A 17088-nucleotide genomic window follows, 5' to 3' on the forward strand; every position below is an offset into this window, starting at 1 on the left:
GGCCCAGGAGCATTTGATGAATCAATCGATGTTTATCGTCTGGCGCGAAAGCGTCGAGGCGTTGCTGGTGATCGGCATCCTCCAGGCCTGGATCAGCCAACAATCCGAGGGCTCGCGCCTGGGGCGTTTCCTGTGGGCCGGGGTGCTCCTGGGGCTGCTGTGTTCCGCCGGGTTGGCGGGCTTGATGCTGTGGGCCGGTGAAGCCATGAGCGGGCCCAGCGGTGAATGGTTCCAGGCCGGCATGACCCTGGTGGCAAGCCTGTTGATGGTGCAGATGGTGTTCTGGATGCACCGCCACGGGCCGGGCCTCAAGCACACACTGTTACGGGACGCCGAGCAGCGCGCGGCGCGCCAGGGCGGCCTCGGTGTGTTGTTGCTGGCGTTGTTGGCAGTCAGCCGCGAAGGCAGCGAGACCGTGGTGTTCCTGTATGGCGCCGGCGCCCAACTGCATGGCCCGGCATTGGGTCTGTTCGCCATTGGCGGGGGGCTGGGCCTGGTGTTGGCCGGGTTGACAGTGATGCTGCTGCGCAGCACGCAGCGGTTGATTTCGTGGTCGCGGTTTTTCGCCCTCAGTGAGGTGCTGTTGCTGCTTTTGGCGGCCTCCTTGCTGGTCGCTGCCGCAGAACGCATCGGCGGGCAACTGTTGGCGATGGACATGCCCGATTGGGTCTACACCCTGGTGGGCGAAGCCTGGTGGGACAGCAGCGCCCTGCTCAGTGACAGCCACGGCCTGGGCGCAGTGCTCGCCGGCTTTGCCGGGTACCGCGCAACGCCCAGCACGGTCACCCTGCTGGTGCTGGCCGGCTATTGGTTGCTGGTGGGCCAAGGGCTGTATCGCACCCGACGAGCAACGCTGTGAACACCCCCTGGCTGCAACGCCTGGGGGATGGCATGCGCCGCCACGCGCGGCTGATTCGCGGTATGCAATGGGCGGTGGTGCTGTTCTACGCGGGATTGCTGGTGGTACCCGCGCTGCTGCCGCTGCCCGCCAGCCAGGCGCGTTTGTTGGATAACCTGACGCTACTGGCACAGTTCCTGTTCTGGGGCATGTGGTGGCCGTTCGTGGTGCTGTCCATCGTCGTGTTCGGCCGCGTGTGGTGCGGCGTGCTCTGCCCTGAAGGCTCGTTGAGCGAATGGGCCAGCCGCCATGGGCGCGGCCTGGGCATTCCGGGGTGGATCCGCTGGGGCGGTTGGCCCACCGTGGGTTTCTGCCTGACCACCCTCTACGGGCAATTGATCAGTGTGTACGACTACGCCCAGGCGGCCTTGCTGATCCTCGGCGGCTCGACCGTCGCCGCCGTGCTGGTAGGGCTGCTGTTTGTGCGCGGCAAACGGGTGTGGTGCCGCTACCTGTGCCCGGTCAGCGGTGTGTTCGCCCTGCTCGCGCGCCTGGCGCCCGTGCATTTCCAGGTTGATGAACAACGTTGGAAAGCCAACGACGGCCCACGGCTACCCTTGCCCAACTGCGCGCCACTGCTGGACATCCGCCGCTTGCAAGGTGCCAGCGATTGCCACGCCTGTGGCCGCTGCAGCGGGCAACGTGGCGCGGTGCAGTTGATTGCGCGCTCGTGCAATAGCGAAATCCTCCAGGCCCCACGCAAACCCGCCTTGGCCTGGGATACGCGCTTGTTGTTGTTTGGCGTGATCGGCCTGGCGATGGGCGCCTTCCAGTGGACCGTCAGCCCGTGGTTCATCACGTTCAAGCAGGCCCTGGCGCAATGGTTGGTGGAGCACGACTGGTTGTGGCCGTTGCAGGACAACGCGCCCTGGTGGCTGTTGACCCATTACCCCCAGGCCAACGACAGCTTCAGTTGGTTGGATGGGTTTTGTATCGTTGCGTACCTGGGTGCCAGCAGCCTGCTGATCGGCGGCGCATTGATGGGGCTGGTGCACCTCGCCGCACGACTGAGCGGTGAGCGTGCACGGTATTGGGCCCTGGCGCTGACCTTCACGCCCCTTGGCGGTGCAGGACTGTTCCTGGGGCTGTCGGCAACCACCGTCAAGTTATTGCGCTATGAAGGGTTGTTGCTCGACTGGGTACAGCCGGCACGCGGCGCGCTGCTGGTTGGGGCGATAGGCTGGTGTTTGTGGCTGGGGTGGAAACAGCTGGCCGACACGCCACTGCCACGACACTGCGCCGCCTGGACTTGCCTGCTACTGGGCAATGGGCTGGTGGGGTACGGCTGGTGGCTACAGTTCTGGGGCTGGAATCTCTAGGAACCGGCTTGTCGCAGTGAGCGGGCTTATTGTGGCGAGCGGGCTTGCCCCGCGCTGGGCTGCGTAGCAGCCCCAAAACCAGCCACCTCGGTATATCTGGCAGAACGGGGTGAGGCTATTGGGGCGGCTTCGCCGCCCAGCGCGGGGCAAGCCCGCTCGCCACAATAAGCCCGCTCGCCACAATGGCCCGTCTTGCGCGGTTAGACGCGGAACCTGGCAACCGTCAGGTGCAGTTCCCCTGCCATTTGCGCCAGTTCATGGCCTGCCGTATCGGTATGCCGTGCGCCGAGCAAGACTTGCTCCGACAGATTGCGAATCCCCACCAGGTTGCGATCCACCTCCCGCGCCACCAATGCTTGCTCTTCGGTGGCGCTGGCGATCATCAGGTTGCGTTCGTTGATCTGCGAGATCGACTGGGTAATCGCTTCCAGGGCCTGGCCCGAACGCTCGGCCACGCTCAAGGTAGCCCGTACCAAATCACTGCTGCCCTGCATCGCGGTCACAGCTTGTTCGGTGTCCAGGCGGATATTGCCGATCATCTGCTCGATCTCCTGGGTCGAGGCCTGGGTGCGATGGGCCAGGGCCCGCACCTCATCGGCCACCACGGCAAACCCGCGCCCGGCATCCCCGGCCCGTGCCGCCTCGATGGCCGCGTTGAGGGCCAGCAGGTTGGTCTGGTCGGCAATACTGCGGATCACCTCCAGCACGCCGCTGATGTCCTGCACCCGCCCGGCCAGTTGCTGGATGCGCACCGAGGTGCCACTGACGCCCTCTGCCAGGGTGTTGATGGACGCGACGGTTTCTTGCACCTGATCGCGCCCCAGTTGGGCCGTCTGCGCCGATAACCGTGAGGCTTCACTGGTGCTCACTGCATTGCGCGCCACTTCATCTACCGCCGCCGTCATCTCATTGACCGCCGTGGCGGCCTGTTCAATCTCCATGCCTTGCAGTTGCAAGCTGCTGCTGGTCTGGCTGCTGACCGCGCTCAACTCCTCGGAAGAACTGGCCACGCGGTCCACCGACGTGGCGATCTGGCGCACCATTTCATTGAGGTTGTCCTGCATCTGTTGCATGTTTTTCATCACGCTGCCGTCGGCGCTGCCCGCCGTTGGCACTTCGGTAGTCAGGTCGCCCTGGGCAATCTGGCTCAATACCCGCGCGGCCTCGTCGGGCTCGCCGCCCAGGGGCCGGGTCACGCTGCGGGTGACAATCACCCCCGCCGCCACCACCAGGGCCACGCACAGCAGGAACAGCCCCAGCATGTTGCGCCGCGCCTCGCTGTACAGGGTCTGCGCCGCGCGCTCGCGCTCGGTAAAGATCTGCCCCTGCAAGGCCATCATCGCCTCCAGGCTCTTGAATACGGCCTGCTCGGCGGGTTGCACATTCTGCTTGAGCTGCGCCACACCCTCGGCATGGGCGCCCTGGCGGATAAGTGCCTGCACCTGGGTAAAGGCGCCCACATAGGCTTCGCGACGCTGCTTCAGGTCGGCATAGGCCGCCTGGCCCGCAGGTGTGTTGAACAGCGGCTCCAGTTGGGTGAAGGCATCGGTAATGCGTTGGCGGGTGGTACCAATGGCCTGTTGTGCGGCCTGGTTGTCCTCATCGATCAGCAAGTCGCGGGTGTTACGGCCGTTGTCGCGCACACCGGTGGCAATCACCATGATCGGGGCAATTTTCGGCCAGTCCTGCTGCACGATCAGTTCTGATTGTTCCTTGAGGGTGCCCAGGTCGTGCAAGGCGTAGAGCGCCATGCCCGCCAGGGCCAAGGGGGCGATGGCAAAGCCGATCGCGATACGGCGGGCGGTGGTTAGTCGAGTCATGTCATAAGCTCCCTGATGAATACCTGCCCCCAGGGGGCAGCATCTTTGATAATCCGGTGGGAGTTCAATCGCCACGCTTGAAAGGGCTCCGCGAAGGGATCAACCCCGTAAAACAAATGCCGGGAACAGTGCCCGCATTTTCTCCCATAGTTCAGGCAGCAAGGCCTGTGCCGAAACGCTCGGCAATTGCTCATCGAGCATGCGCGCGGTGCGCACCAGCTGTACGGCGAAGCGCTTGACTCCCCGCTCTTGCAAACGCTGGGCCAGCAGCAGCAGGCGCTGCGGGTCGATCAGGTGCCAATGCACGGTGGTGCGGCATTCGTAGTCCACATCGCTGTGCAGCAGCAGGTCGAGGCTGCGCCAATTGGCGGTGCCGCTGCCCTTGACCTGGGTGATCAACTGGCAGTCCTCGGCCAGGGCCTTGACGTCGAAGCCAACCCAATCGGCATGGGCCAGGGCATTGGCGAACGCCGCAGGCTTGATCCCGGCACTGTGCAGGCCGATGCGAAAGCCCATCTTGCGCACTTCGTCCATGGCTGCCGGCAGGCCTTCCTGCAGGGTCGGTTCACCACCGCTGAACACCACGGCATCCAGCAGGTCCTGGCGCCGTTGCAGAAACAGCAAAACCCGGCGCCAATCCACCTCATCGCTACCGCGAGGGGGGATCAGGTCCGGGTTATGGCAATACCGACAACGCCAGGCACAGCCCTGGCAAAACAGCACGCAGGCGAGCATGCCGGGGTAGTCGAGGGTGGTCAGGGGCACGAGGCCCCCGACCCGTAGTGCTCGACTCATTGGCGCCCGGCCGCCGCCGCACTTTCGGTAAAGTGCGCGCGCTCACGGTGCTCCGATTGTTTGCCGGGGTTAAAGGCCGAAACCGGTCGGTGGTAGCCCATGACACGGGTCCAGACTTCACAGCGTTGGCGTTGTGGCTGGGTGGTTTGCATGGTGAATCTCCTTGGGGTTGGAAAACGGTTAGCACCTTGCTCTGTAGGAGCGAGCTTGCTCGCGAAGAACGTCAACGATCACGCGTGCTGCCTGGTTAAACGCGGTGTACTTGAGTGCTTCGCGAGCAAGCTCGCTCCTACAAGGTGGCGTTAAGGGCCAGGACCTCGTCGCACTTGGGGCAGAATTCATGTTCGCCCGCCAGGTAGCCGTGCACCGGGCAGATGGAGAACGTCGGCGTCACCGTCAGGTAAGGCAGGCGGAAACGCCCCAGGGCCTTGCGCACCAGCTGCTTGCAGGCCTGGGCCGAGGAAATCTGCTCGGCCATATACAGGTGCAGCACGGTGCCGCCGGTGTATTTGCATTGCAGTTCGTCTTGCAGCTCCAGGGCTTCGAATGGGTCTTCGGTGAAGCCCACCGGCAACTGCGAAGAGTTGGTGTAATACGGCGCGCCAAGGCTGCCGGCCTGGAGGATCGCGGGGAAACGCTTGAGGTCTTCCTTGGCAAAGCGGTAGGTGGTGCCTTCGGCCGGCGTGGCCTCCAGGTTGTAGAGGTGGCCGGTGTCTTCCTGGAAGCGCAGCAACGTGGCGCGCACATGGTCCAGCACCTGCAGCGCAAACTCGCGCCCGCGGGCGGTATGGGTGCCCTCCTCGTCGCCAGTGAAATTGCGCAGCATCTCGTGCATGCCATTCAGGCCGATGGTTGAGAAGTGATTGCGCAAGGTCCCCAGGTAGCGCTTGGTGTAGGGGTACAGGCCGGCGTCCATATGGTGCTGGATCACCTTGCGCTTGACCTCCAGGCTCTCCATTGCCAGCTCCATCAGGTGGTCCAGGCGTTGCAGCAGGCCGCTGGTGTCGCCCTTGAACAGGTAGCCCAGGCGGGCGCAGTTGATCGTCACCACCCCCAATGAGCCGGTCTGCTCCGCCGAACCGAACAACCCGCCGCCACGCTTGAGCAACTCGCGCACATCCAGCTGCAAGCGGCAGCACATCGAGCGCACCTGGTTGGGCTGCATATCGGAATTGAGGAAGTTCTGGAAGTACGGCAGGCCGTAGCGCGCGGTCATCTCGAACAGGCGGTCGGCGTTTTCGCTGTCCCACGGGAAGTCATGGGTGATGTTGTAGGTGGGGATCGGGAAGGTGAACACCCGGCCCTTGGCGTCGCCGGCCTGCATCACTTCGATATAGGCGCGGTTGATCAGCTCCATTTCCGCTTGCAGGTCACCGTAGGCAAACGGCATTTCTTCGCCGCCGATAATCGGGATCTGCTCGCGCAGGTCTTCCGGGCAGACCCAGTCGAATGTCAGGTTGGTAAACGGCGTTTGCGTGCCCCAGCGCGAGGGCACGTTGAGGTTGTAGATAAACTCCTGCACCGCCTGGCGAATCTCGGGGAACGTCAGTTGGTCCTTGCGCACAAAGGGCGCCAGGTAGGTGTCGAACGAGCTGAAAGCCTGGGCACCGGCCCACTCGTTCTGCAGGGTGCCGAGGAAGTTGACCATCTGCCCCAAGGCACTGCCCAGGTGCTTGGGCGGCCCGGCTTCGACGCGGCCGGGCACGCCATTGAGGCCTTCGTGCAGCAGCGTGCGCAGGGACCAGCCGGCGCAGTAGCCGGCGAGCATGTCCAGGTCATGGATATGCAAGTCCGCCTCGCGATGGGCCTGGCCGATCTCCTGGCTATAGACCTCGTCCAGCCAGTAATTGGCGGTGACCTTGCCCGACACGTTGAGCACCAGCCCACCCAGGGAGTAACCCTGGTTGGCGTTGGCCTGCACACGCCAGTCTTCACGGTCGAGGTACTCGTTCATCGAGGTGGCGACTTCCACCAGGGTCTTGCGATCCCGGCGCAGGCGCCCGTGCTGCTCGCGATAGACGATATAGGCACGCATCGCCAAAAAGTACCCGGCGTCCATCAACACCCGCTCGACACTGTCCTGGATCTGCTCCACATCCAGGCGGGTAATCCCGCGTAGACGGGCGAGCACCGCCCCTAACAACAGATCGACTTCGGCGTCCTGATACTCGCCAGTGGCGTTACCCGCGGCGATCATCGCCTGGCGGATTTTCTCGGCATCAAAGGCTACGAGGGTGCCATCGCGCTTGTGTAGGCGGGTACTGACCAGCGGGCTTGAGGTGATCTGCATGGGGGCTCCAAAACACTACATATAGATTTAATAGTTCGTATAGACACAAGATGCAGTGATGGTACGCAGTGAAAGATGGGTTGCAATTGACCAGGGTCAAGTTTGCGTAGAGGTATCGTCACGGGCCAGTTCACGTTCAATCTGTTCGATGCTGGGTAAGCTGGTTTGGAGTTCTGCCGGGAGGGAGCCGACCAACTGGTACTCCGCCACCCCGATGGGTCGAGCGCTGTCACGCAAGGCATATTCAGCCACTATCTTGTTTTTGCTTTTGCACAGCAGCAAACCAATGGTGGGGCTGTCTTGCGGGTGCTTGAGTTGGGCGTCCACCGCTGCGAGGTAAAAACCCAACTGCCCCAGATGCTCTGGCTTGAACTTGCCGGCCTTGAGCTCAATAGCGACGTAACAGCGCAGTTTCAAGTGATAAAACAGCAGGTCGATGAAGAACTCCTCGCCGCCCACATCCAGCAGGACCTGCTTGCCGACAAAAGCAAAGCCTGCCCCCAACTCCAGCAAAAAGTCGGTGACATGCCTGATCAGAGCGCTTTCGATCTCACGCTCCTGCGCGTCCAGGGTCAGCCCCAGAAAATCGAAACGATAGGGATCTTTCAGCGACTCGCGGGCCAAGTCCGACTGGGGCTTGGGCAGCAGGGTTTCGAAGTTGCTGACAGCATTGCCACTGCGCTCCAGCAAACGGGTCTCGATCTGCATGACCAGAATGTTGCGTGACCAGTTGTGTTCAATGGCTTGGGCGGCGTACCAGCGGCGGGTTTCGGGGCCGGGCAGTTTATCGAGCAGTGCTATTTGGTGATACCAAGGCAATTGTGCAAGCACCGCTTGCACAAACTCAGGTTCCGGCCAAGCCTCGGCAAATGCGCGCATGTACTTGAGGTTGCGCGGCGAAAAACCTTTCATATCAGGAAAAGCTGAACGCAAATCCTGCGCCAGGCGCTCAATGACTTTTGCTCCCCACCCTTGCTGCGCCTGGCGGGTCAAGATGTCCTGGCCAATCTGCCAGTACAGCAGCACAAGCTCACGGTTTACTGCCAGCGATGCACGCTGCTGGGCAGAGTGAGTACGGTTTTTCAGCTCCTTCAACCAGTCGCCATATCCCTCAGGAGGTGTAGTGAGGCTGTCAGCGGATCGATTCATTCCGGGTTCCTTGTCGATATTGCCCGTTGTAGAAACCAGCAATGGTAACGACGGAAAAACGCCACGCGGGCCAGCGGAATGCCCTTGATACAAAACAACGGGAACTACTGTTCGACAGGGTTCCAGCACCTCCTCACCCCCCACTCATGTTCATAAACCGCACCACCTGCACCTCGCCCTCCCCGGTAAAGTCATGGCGCAGTGGTTTACCCCGCAGCGCCTTGTGCAGCGCTTCCACCAACGGCCGATCATCCAACGGATAGCGGCGCAGCAACGCACGAAAATCCACCGCGTTGTCCTGCCCCAGGCACAGCAGCAACTGCCCTTCCACCGTCATCCGTACCCGGTTGCAGCTGGCGCAGAAGTTGTGGGAGTTGGGCGAGATAAAGCCGATGCGCGTCTGCGAATGCCGGGCCAGGCGCACGTAACGTGCCGGGCCGCCGCTGTTTTCGGTGCTGTCGAGCAGCGAGTGATGCTCGGCAATCAAGGCCCGAACCTGCTCGCTGGAACAAAAGGATTCGCCCCGCGAGCGCCCCACATCCCCCAACGGCATCTCTTCGATAAAGCTGATATCGATGCCCTGGTCGATGGCGTACTGCACCAGCGCCGGCACTTCATCAAAGTTGCGGCCCTTCATCACCACGCAGTTGAGCTTGACCCGCTCGAACCTGGCATCCCGTGCGGCCTCGATGCCGTCCAGCACCTGGCGCAAGTCGCCGTTGCGGGTGATCGCGCGAAAACGTTCGGGGTCGAGGCTGTCGAGGCTGATATTCATGCGTTTGACCCCAGCCTCCACCAGCGGCCGCGCCAGGCGGCCCAGTTGCGAGCCGTTGCTGGTCATGACCAGTTCGCGCAAGCCGGGCAACGCGGCGATGTGGCGGCACAGCTCGACAATGCCGGGACGGATCAGCGGCTCGCCCCCGGTCAGGCGGATCTTGCGCACACCCTGGCTGACGAACACCGTCGCCAGCCGTTGCAGCTCCTCCAGGGTCAACACTTGCTGGCGCGGCAGGAAGGTCATGTTTTTTGCCATGCAGTACACACAGCGAAAATCACAACGATCAGTCACCGACAACCGCAGGTAGTCAATGGAACGGCCCACACCATCCACCAGGCTCATGTCACTGCACCAACGGCGAGTCGGCGCCCTGCAGCGCGATGCCACGTACATCGGCCGCGCCAATCAGGGTTTGCAGGTATTGCACCAGTGCCTTCTGCCACACCCCTTGCTGCAACTGGGTGCGAATCGCCGTGGCGACTGCCTCGTAGGGCAGCGGCTGGCCTTCGATGCGCTGATCGACGCAGATCACATGCCAGCCGTAGCGGCTTTCCAGGGGTTTGCTGGCCAGGCCCGGGGCCAGGGTAAACAATTGGCGCTCCAACTCTGGCACGGTCTGGCCTTTGCTCACCTGCCCCAACGAACCGCCCTGGGCCTTGGACGGACACGCCGAGTACTTCAAGGCCAGGTCGGCAAAGCTGGCCGGTGACTCTTGCAGGCTCAACAACAACACCTCGGCCTGGGAATGCGCGACATGCCGCGCCTCGGCGTCGTCCGGCGCACACTCCAGCAAAATGTGCCGTACCGCGAGCAACGGCGCGCTGTGAAAGCGCCCGCGATTGCTTTCGAAGTAGCGCACACAGGTGGCCTCGTCGCAGTCCGGCACCTTGACTTCACGCTCCAGCAACAGGCGGGTCGCTGCCTCTTCTTCGTTCTCGCCGGCGCCGACTTCCAGCAACACTCCCAGCTCACGAATCCGCTGCTGTAGCAGCTCACGGATCACCAAGGCGCGGGCGGCGAGGAACACCGCCTCCTCGCGACTCTCAGCCGGGTGATATTGCAGTTCCTGAGCCATCGCCTCGGGGGTAATCTGCACCCCGTTGACGCTGACAATCGGCCATTCCTGTTCACTGCTGGCGATCAGTTGCGGCTCGACGGCCACCACCACTTCCGGCTCTTTGGCCGAAGAGCTGCAACCACCACCGCCGCTGCCGCCACCACATCCGCATCCTGTAGTCATGACGTTCTCCTCACTTCTGCCGCACGATTTGATAACGACGGCCCAGGTACCAGATCGGCGCACTGACCATGTGCACCAGACGGGTAAACGGGAACAGTACAAACAGGCTCAGGCCCAGCGCCACGTGCGCCTTGTAGATCAGGCTCACCGGGGCAATCGCCGCCGCTGCTTCCACCGGCCGCAGCAACACCACGTTCTGCGCCCAGTCCGCGAGCATCACCATCACCGAACCGTCCATATGCCCGGTCGACGCAACGATAGTCAGCAAACCCAGGACCAACTGCGCCAGCAACACCAGCAAGATCAGGATGTCCGATGGGCTTGATGTGGCCCGGACCCGTGGATCAGTGAGGCGACGATTGACCAGCATCACCAGGCCCACCAGGCACAGCAAGCCGAAGAAACCACCGGAGACCATCGCCAGCAGCTGCTTGTTTTCGGTACTGATCACATGGTGGTAGATCGACGCCGGCGTCAGCAGGCCGACAAAATGCCCGGCCAGCACGAACAGCACGCCGATATGGAAGAAGTTGCTCGCCACACGCATGCCACGGTTATTGAGCATCTGGCTGGAGCCGGCCTTCCAGGTGTACTGCGACAGGTCAAACCGCGCCCAACTGCCCAACAGGCAGATGGCCAGGGCGACATACGGATACACGCCAAATACCAGCAAATTCCACTTAGACATTACCCACCTCCTTGGCTGGCACGGCGGCCAGCCCTTCGTGCTGAAAATCCACCCAGTGCAACGGCACCGCACTTTCTTCGCGGGCCTTGCCCGGCGCGCTGGGCATGGCGCTGCAACGGTCCTGCTGCTCGGCCTGCATGAAGTCCACGGCCTCCTCTTCCCAGACCTTGTCCAGGGCTTCGAGGGAGTCGTCGCGCACTTCGGCGGCAACCTGGGCGCGCAACTCGGCAATCGCCTGGTGCGGCTCGGCGCCGCTGATCTGCAACAGCGCACGGAAGCAACTGGCATAGGCGCTTTCGCGCTCGTCCAGGCGCGCCGCCAGCAAGGCCAGCAGGTGCGCCACATCCGCCAGGCCCTCGCGGGCCTCGATGTCTTCGCGGGTGGACAGAAACTCCAGGTACAACGGGATGTAGTCCGGCAGCTCCTTGACGCCGATGGCAAACCCGGCCTCCTGGTACTGGGCCATCATGTCGACCATAGCCTGGCCGCGATCGCGCGACTCGCCATGCACGTGTTCAAACAACAGCAGCGACAGCGAGCGACCGCGGCCAAACAACGCACCGTAGTGCTCCTGGCCATCCATCAGGTCATTGCTGCAGATCAGCTCCAACAGCTCGAACAACGCACCACGCTGCTTGGGGCTGATTTCCCGCGATTCGAGAATCGCCTGCTCCAGTTCATCGCGGCCGTTCACCAGGGTTTCGGTGGGATAGTCCAGCAGCAACGAGATCACTTTAAGAATGCGCATGGCTCAGTCCTCCCAGATCTGTACGGTTTTCAGCACGTCGCGGCGGTTGGCCTTCTTCGCCCCGAACATATTGGTGTCGGAGCTGCCACTGCAGCCGCTGCCAAAGCTGAAACCACAACCGGAACGCTCGGCAAACGCATCGCTCATCGCGTCTTCACGGTGGGCGCTGGGCACTACAAAACGGTCTTCGTAGTTGGCAATCGCCAGGTAGCGGTACATCTCTTCCACCTGGGCAACGCTCAGGTCGACGTCGGCCAGCACTTGCAGGTCCTCCACACCGTCCACTTGCTGTGAGCGCTTGAAGGCGCGCATGGCCAGCAGGCGTTTAAGCGCACGCTTGACCGGCTTTTCGTCACCGGCAGTCAGCATATTGGCCAGGTAGCGCAGCGGGATGCGCAGGCTATCGACATCCGGGATCACCCCGTTCATGCCCACGGTGCCAGCAGCGGCGGCGTTCTGGATCGGCGACAGCGGCGGCACGTACCAGACCATCGGCAAGGTGCGGTATTCCGGGTGCAGCGGCAGCGCCAGCTTCCAGTCCACGGCCATTTTGTACACCGGCGAACGCTGGGCCGAGTCGATCACCGACTGCGGTACACCATCGGCCAGGGCCTGGCGGATCACCGCCGGGTCATTGGGGTCGAGGAAGATTTCCAGCTGCTTCTCGTACAGGTCGTGCTCGTTGGCGGTGCTCGCCACTTCGCTGATGCGGTCGGCGTCATACAGCAACACGCCGAGGTAGCGGATCCGCCCGACGCAGGTTTCTGCGCAGACGGTGGGCATGCCCGCTTCGATCCGTGGGTAGCAGAAGATGCACTTCTCGGATTTGCCGCTTTTCCAGTTGAAGTAGATTTTCTTGTACGGGCAACCGCTGATGCACATGCGCCAGCCGCGGCATTTTTCCTGGTCGATCAGGACGATGCCGTCCTCTTCACGCTTGTAGATCGCGCCGCTGGGGCACGATGCCGCGCACGCCGGGTTCAGGCAGTGCTCGCACAGGCGCGGCAGGTACATCATGAAGGTGTTTTCGTACTCGCCATAAATGTCGGCCTGGATCTGGTCGAAGTTCTTGTCCTTGCGGCGCTTGGCGAACTCGGTGCCGAGGATTTCTTCCCAGTTGGGGCCCCACTCGATTTTCTCCATGCGCTTGCCCGACACCACCGAACGCGGGCGCGCAGTGGGTTGGTGCTCGCCCAGGGGCGCGGTGTGCAGGTGCTGGTAGTCGAAGTCGAACGGCTCGTAGTAGTCGTCCAGGCTCGGCAGGTCCGGGTTGGCGAAGATGTTCGCCAACACGCGGAACTTGCCGCCGATACGTGGGTTGATCGAGCCGTTGGCGTTACGGATCCAGCCGCCCTTCCACTTGTCCTGGTTTTCCCACTCCTTGGGGTAGCCGATGCCCGGCTTGGATTCAACGTTGTTGAACCAGGCGTATTCCATGCCTTCGCGGCTGGTCCAGACGTTTTTGCAGGTGATGGAGCAGGTGTGGCAGCCGATGCACTTGTCCAGGTTCAGGACCATGCCGATTTGTGAGCGAATCTTCATCTCAGTTCTCCTCGATATCGGTCGGCAATGGACGCGGCAGATCATCACCGCTGGAACCATCGAGCCAATCGACCTTGACCATCTTGCGCACCACCACGAATTCATCGCGGTTGCAGCCGACTGTGCCGTAATAGTTGAAACCGTAGGCCTGCTGGGCATAGCCGCCGATCATGTGGGTCGGCTTGAGCACCACGCGGGTCACCGAGTTGTGGTGGCCGCCACGGGTCTTGGTGGTTTCCGAACCCGGTACGTTCACGATGCGTTCCTGGGCGTGGTACATCATCACCATGCCTTCCTTGACCCGCTGGCTAACCACCGCACGGGCGGTCAGGGCGCCGTTGACGTTGAAGCACTCGATCCAGTCGTTGTCCTCGATCCCGGCGCGCTTGGCGTCGATTTCCGAGAGCCACACAATCGGGCCGCCACGGCTGAGGGTGAGCATCAGCAGGTTGTCGCTGTAGGTGCTGTGGATCCCCCACTTCTGGTGCGGAGTGATCCAGTTCAGGACGATTTCGGTCTCGCCATTGCTGCGCTTGCCCTTCACCCCTTCGATGGTGCGGGTGTTGACCGGTGGCCGGTAGCTCATCAATTGCTCGCCGAACGCCTGCATCCACGGGTGATCCTGGTAGAACTGCTGGCGGCCGGTGATGGTGCGCCATGGGATGTTTTCATGGACGTTGGTGTAGCCGGCGTTGTAGCTCACGTGCTCATCTTCCAGGCCCGACCAGGTGGGGCTGGAGATGATCTTGCGCGGCTGCGCCTGGATATCGCGGAAGCGGATCGCTTCGTGGGCCTTGGAAATCGCCAGGTGGCTGTGGTCGATGCCGGTGAATTCCGACAGCGCGGCCCAGGCTTTCAAGGCCACCTTGCCGTTGGTTTCCGGGGCCAGGGACAGGATCACTTCGGCGGCGTCGATGGCTGTGTCGATCTTTGGCCGGCCATGGCTGATGCCCGCATCGCCTTCGTGGTGGTTGAGTTCGCCAAGGAACTCGACCTCCTCATCGGTATTCCAGTTGATGCCCTTGCCGCCGTTGCCGAGTTTTTCCAGCATCGGGCCCAGGGACGAGAACTGCTTGTAGATGTTCGGGTAATCGCGCTCCACCACCGCCATGTTTGGCGCGTTCTTGCCCGGTACCGGCGCCACACCGGCGCTTTTCCAGTCGGTGCCGCCAAACGGCTGGGCCAGTTCGCCGACGCTGTCATGCATCAACGGCACGGTGACCAGGTCTTGTTCCACGCCCAAGTGGCCGACCGACATGGCCGAAAACGCCTTGGCGATACCTTTGTAGATTTCCCAGTCCGAACGCGACTCCCACGCCGGATCAATCGCCGCCGACAGCGGGTGAATGAACGGGTGCATGTCCGAGGTGTTCATGTCGTCTTTTTCGTACCAGGTTGCGGTCGGCAACACGATGTCGGAATAGACGCAGGTGGAAGACATGCGGAAGTCCAGGGTGGTCACCAGGTCCAGCTTGCCGATGGCGCCGTCTTCGACCCACTCGGCCTCGGTCGGCTTGCATTCGGTGCTGTGGCCGATGTCTTCGTTCATCACCCCGTTCTTGGTGCCCAGCAGGTACTTGAGCATGTACTCATGGCCCTTGCCCGACGAACCGAGCAGGTTGGAACGCCAGATAAACATGTTGCGCGGGAAGTTCACCGGGCTGTCCGGCTGCTCGCAGGCAAAGCGCAAGCTGCCGTCCTGCCAGGACTTGACCACGTAGTCTTTCGGGTCCATGCCAGCGGCCGCCGCGTCGCGGCAGATATGCAGCGGGTTGGTATTGAGTTGTGGCGCGCTGGGCAACCAGCCGGCGCGTTCGGCGCGGATGTTGTAGTCCAGGGCATGCTCGGGGAACTGCGACTTGTCAGCCAGCGGCGAGAGGATGTCGTGCATGCTCATCTTCTCGTGGCGCCATTGCGAGCTGTGGCCATAGAAGAAGCTGGTGCCGTTCATTTGGCGTGGCGGACGGTTCCAGTCCAGGCCGAACGCCAGGGGCAGCCAGCCGCATTGTGGGCGCAGTTTTTCCTGGCCCACATAGTGCGCCCAACCGCCACCGGTCTGGCCGACGCAACCGCAGAGCATGAGCATATTGATCAGCCCGCGGTAGTTCATGTCCATGTGGTACCAGTGGTTCATCGCCGCGCCGACGATGATCATCGAGCGACCACGGGTCTTGTCGGCGTTGTCGGCAAACTCGCGGGCGATCTGGATCGCCTTCTCGCGGCTGACGCCGGTGATTGCTTCCTGCCAGGCCGGTGTACCCGGCACGCTGGCGTCGTTGTAGTCCTTGGCCACATTGCTGCCGCCCAGGCCACGGTCGATGGCCAGGTTGGCGGCGGACAGGTCGAACACCGTCGCCACTTTAGCCACCGTGCCATCAGCCAGGGTCACGCTGTGCACCGGCACCCGACGGAACTGCACGGCATCGCCGGCCACGTGCTGGAAGTAGTCGTGGGCTTCACCGGCAAAATACGGGAACGCCACTTCGGCGACGTCATCGCCGATCAGGCTCAGTTTCAGGTCGATCTCGCGGCCTTCACCGCCTTCTTTGGCGAGGATGTTCCACTTGCCCTTCTCGCCCCAGCGATAGCCGATGGCGCCTTGTGGCGAGACCAGTTCGCCGCTCTCGTCGAGGGCGATGGTTTTCCATTCCGGGTTGTTGTCCTGGCCCAGATTGTCGACCAGGTCCGACGCGCGCAAAAAGCGGTCGGGCTGGAAGCCTGCGCCCGGGGCAAAGCCGGTCATGGGCTTGAGCATCACCAACACGGGCAAGTCGGTGTAGCGCTTGGCATAGTCGGTGAAGTACGCGCTGGGCTTGTCCAGGTGAAATTCTTTGAAGATCACATGGTTGAACGCCTGGGCCAACGCGGCGTCAGTGCCCTGCTTAGGGTTGAGCCACAGGTCGGTAAGCTTGGCCACTTCCGAATAGTCGGGGGTGATGGCCACGGTCTTGGTGCCCTTGTAGCGCACCTCGGTGAAGAAGTGCGCGTCTGGGGTACGGGTCTGCGGGACGTTGGAGCCCCAGGCAATGATGTAGTTGGAGTTGTACCAGTCGGCCGATTCCGGCACGTCGGTCTGCTCGCCCCAGACCATCGGCGAGGCCGGTGGCAGGTCGCAGTACCAGTCGTAGAAACTCAGGCACACGCCGCCAATCAACGACAGGTAACGGGAACCGGCGGCATAGCTGACCATGGACATGGCCGGGATCGGCGAGAAGCCGACGATGCGGTCCGGGCCATATTGCTTGATGGTGTAGACGTTGGACGCTGCGATGATCTCGTTGACTTCATCCCAGTTGGAGCGGATGAAGCCGCCCATGCCGCGTTTGCTTTTATAGGAGTCGGCCTTGACCTTGTCCTCGACAATGCTCGCCCAAGCCTCGACCGGCGACAGGGTCAGGCGCGCCTCGCGCCACAGTTTGAGCAATGGCTTGCGGATCTTCGGGTACTTCAGGCGGTTGGCGCTGTAGATGTACCAGCTGTAGCTCGCGCCACGGGGGCAGCCGCGCGGCTCATGGTTGGGCAAGTCGTTGCGGGTGCGCGGGTAATCGGTCTGCTGGGTTTCCCAGGTGATCAGGCCGTTCTTCACGTAGATCTTCCACGAGCACGAGCCGGTGCAGTTCACCCCGTGGGTGGAACGCACGATCTTGTCGTACTGCCAGCGCGAACGGTAGACGTTCTCCCAGTCGCGGGACTCTTTGCGGGTCTCGCCGTGACCTTCGGAGAATTCGTCTTGCTTGCGATTGAAGAACCGCAGTTGATCGAGTAAATGACTCATGGTGCTTTCCTCTCAGGCTTGCTGCGGGGTTCTGTGCCCCGCCCAC

13 protein-coding genes are annotated in these 17088 nt (G+C 62.4%); 2 read left to right on the forward strand and 11 right to left on the reverse strand.

Annotated elements, in window-relative coordinates:
• The first annotated feature begins 16 nt into the window (after positions 1 to 16).
• Complete coding sequence (locus tag C5F71_RS27205) at positions 17 to 859, forward strand: FTR1 family protein (protein ID WP_104912459.1); 843 nt, start codon at positions 17 to 19, stop codon at positions 857 to 859.
• A 32-nt stretch (positions 860 to 891) separates the two neighbouring features.
• Positions 892 to 2217 (forward strand): 4Fe-4S binding protein, encoded by a 1326-nt coding sequence (locus C5F71_RS27210; protein ID WP_104912678.1) that lies wholly within the window; start codon positions 892 to 894, stop codon positions 2215 to 2217.
• 200 nt (positions 2218 to 2417) lie between these two features.
• On the opposite strand, the gene C5F71_RS27220 is transcribed toward C5F71_RS27210, so the two are convergent.
• From C5F71_RS27220 to C5F71_RS27270, 11 genes are all read right to left on the reverse strand, one after another.
• The gene (locus C5F71_RS27220) at positions 2418 to 4037 is read right to left on the reverse strand and encodes a methyl-accepting chemotaxis protein (protein WP_070994254.1); all 1620 of its coding nucleotides are present in this window, start codon (positions 4035 to 4037) and stop codon (positions 2418 to 2420) included.
• A gap of 99 nt (positions 4038 to 4136) precedes the next feature.
• The gene (locus tag C5F71_RS27225; protein WP_092237015.1) at positions 4137 to 4832 is read right to left on the reverse strand and encodes an anaerobic ribonucleoside-triphosphate reductase activating protein; all 696 of its coding nucleotides are present in this window, start codon (positions 4830 to 4832) and stop codon (positions 4137 to 4139) included.
• Positions 4829 to 4984, reverse strand: a complete 156-nt coding sequence (gene nrdD, locus C5F71_RS27230; RefSeq protein WP_029291331.1) for an anaerobic ribonucleoside-triphosphate reductase — start codon at positions 4982 to 4984, stop codon at positions 4829 to 4831. The genes C5F71_RS27225 and nrdD overlap by 4 nt, the downstream gene beginning before the upstream one ends.
• Positions 4985 to 5121: 137 nt before the next feature.
• On the reverse strand, positions 5122 to 7122 hold the full coding sequence (locus C5F71_RS27235) for a ribonucleoside triphosphate reductase (protein ID WP_029291329.1): 2001 nt from the start codon (positions 7120 to 7122) through the stop codon (positions 5122 to 5124).
• A gap of 96 nt (positions 7123 to 7218) precedes the next feature.
• The gene (locus C5F71_RS27240) at positions 7219 to 8271 is read right to left on the reverse strand and encodes a YhcG family protein (RefSeq protein WP_104912460.1); all 1053 of its coding nucleotides are present in this window, start codon (positions 8269 to 8271) and stop codon (positions 7219 to 7221) included.
• Between the two features lie 133 nt (positions 8272 to 8404).
• Complete coding sequence (gene moaA / locus C5F71_RS27245) at positions 8405 to 9391, reverse strand: GTP 3',8-cyclase MoaA (protein WP_104912461.1); 987 nt, start codon at positions 9389 to 9391, stop codon at positions 8405 to 8407.
• Position 9392: 1 nt separating this feature from the next.
• A complete protein-coding gene (locus C5F71_RS27250; RefSeq protein WP_092237027.1) occupies positions 9393 to 10289 on the reverse strand; it encodes a peptidylprolyl isomerase in 897 nt (298 codons plus the stop codon).
• Between the two features lie 10 nt (positions 10290 to 10299).
• Positions 10300 to 10977 carry a respiratory nitrate reductase subunit gamma gene (gene narI / locus C5F71_RS27255; protein WP_029291319.1) on the reverse strand — a complete coding sequence of 226 codons (678 nt, stop codon included), beginning with the start codon at positions 10975 to 10977 and terminating at the stop codon, positions 10300 to 10302.
• The gene (narJ, locus tag C5F71_RS27260; protein WP_029291318.1) at positions 10970 to 11725 is read right to left on the reverse strand and encodes a nitrate reductase molybdenum cofactor assembly chaperone; all 756 of its coding nucleotides are present in this window, start codon (positions 11723 to 11725) and stop codon (positions 10970 to 10972) included. Before narJ ends, narI begins: the two co-directional genes overlap by 8 nt.
• Before the next feature lie 3 nt (positions 11726 to 11728).
• On the reverse strand, positions 11729 to 13267 hold the full coding sequence (gene narH / locus C5F71_RS27265; protein WP_029291316.1) for a nitrate reductase subunit beta: 1539 nt from the start codon (positions 13265 to 13267) through the stop codon (positions 11729 to 11731).
• Between the two features lies 1 nt (position 13268).
• A complete protein-coding gene (locus tag C5F71_RS27270) occupies positions 13269 to 17042 on the reverse strand; it encodes a nitrate reductase subunit alpha (protein WP_029291314.1) in 3774 nt (1257 codons plus the stop codon).
• Between the last annotated feature and the right edge of the window lie 46 nt (positions 17043 to 17088).

It is taken from the genome of Pseudomonas sp. LG1D9 (assembly GCF_002949995.1).
Taxonomy (GTDB): Bacteria; Pseudomonadota; Gammaproteobacteria; order Pseudomonadales; family Pseudomonadaceae; genus Aquipseudomonas; species Aquipseudomonas proteolytica.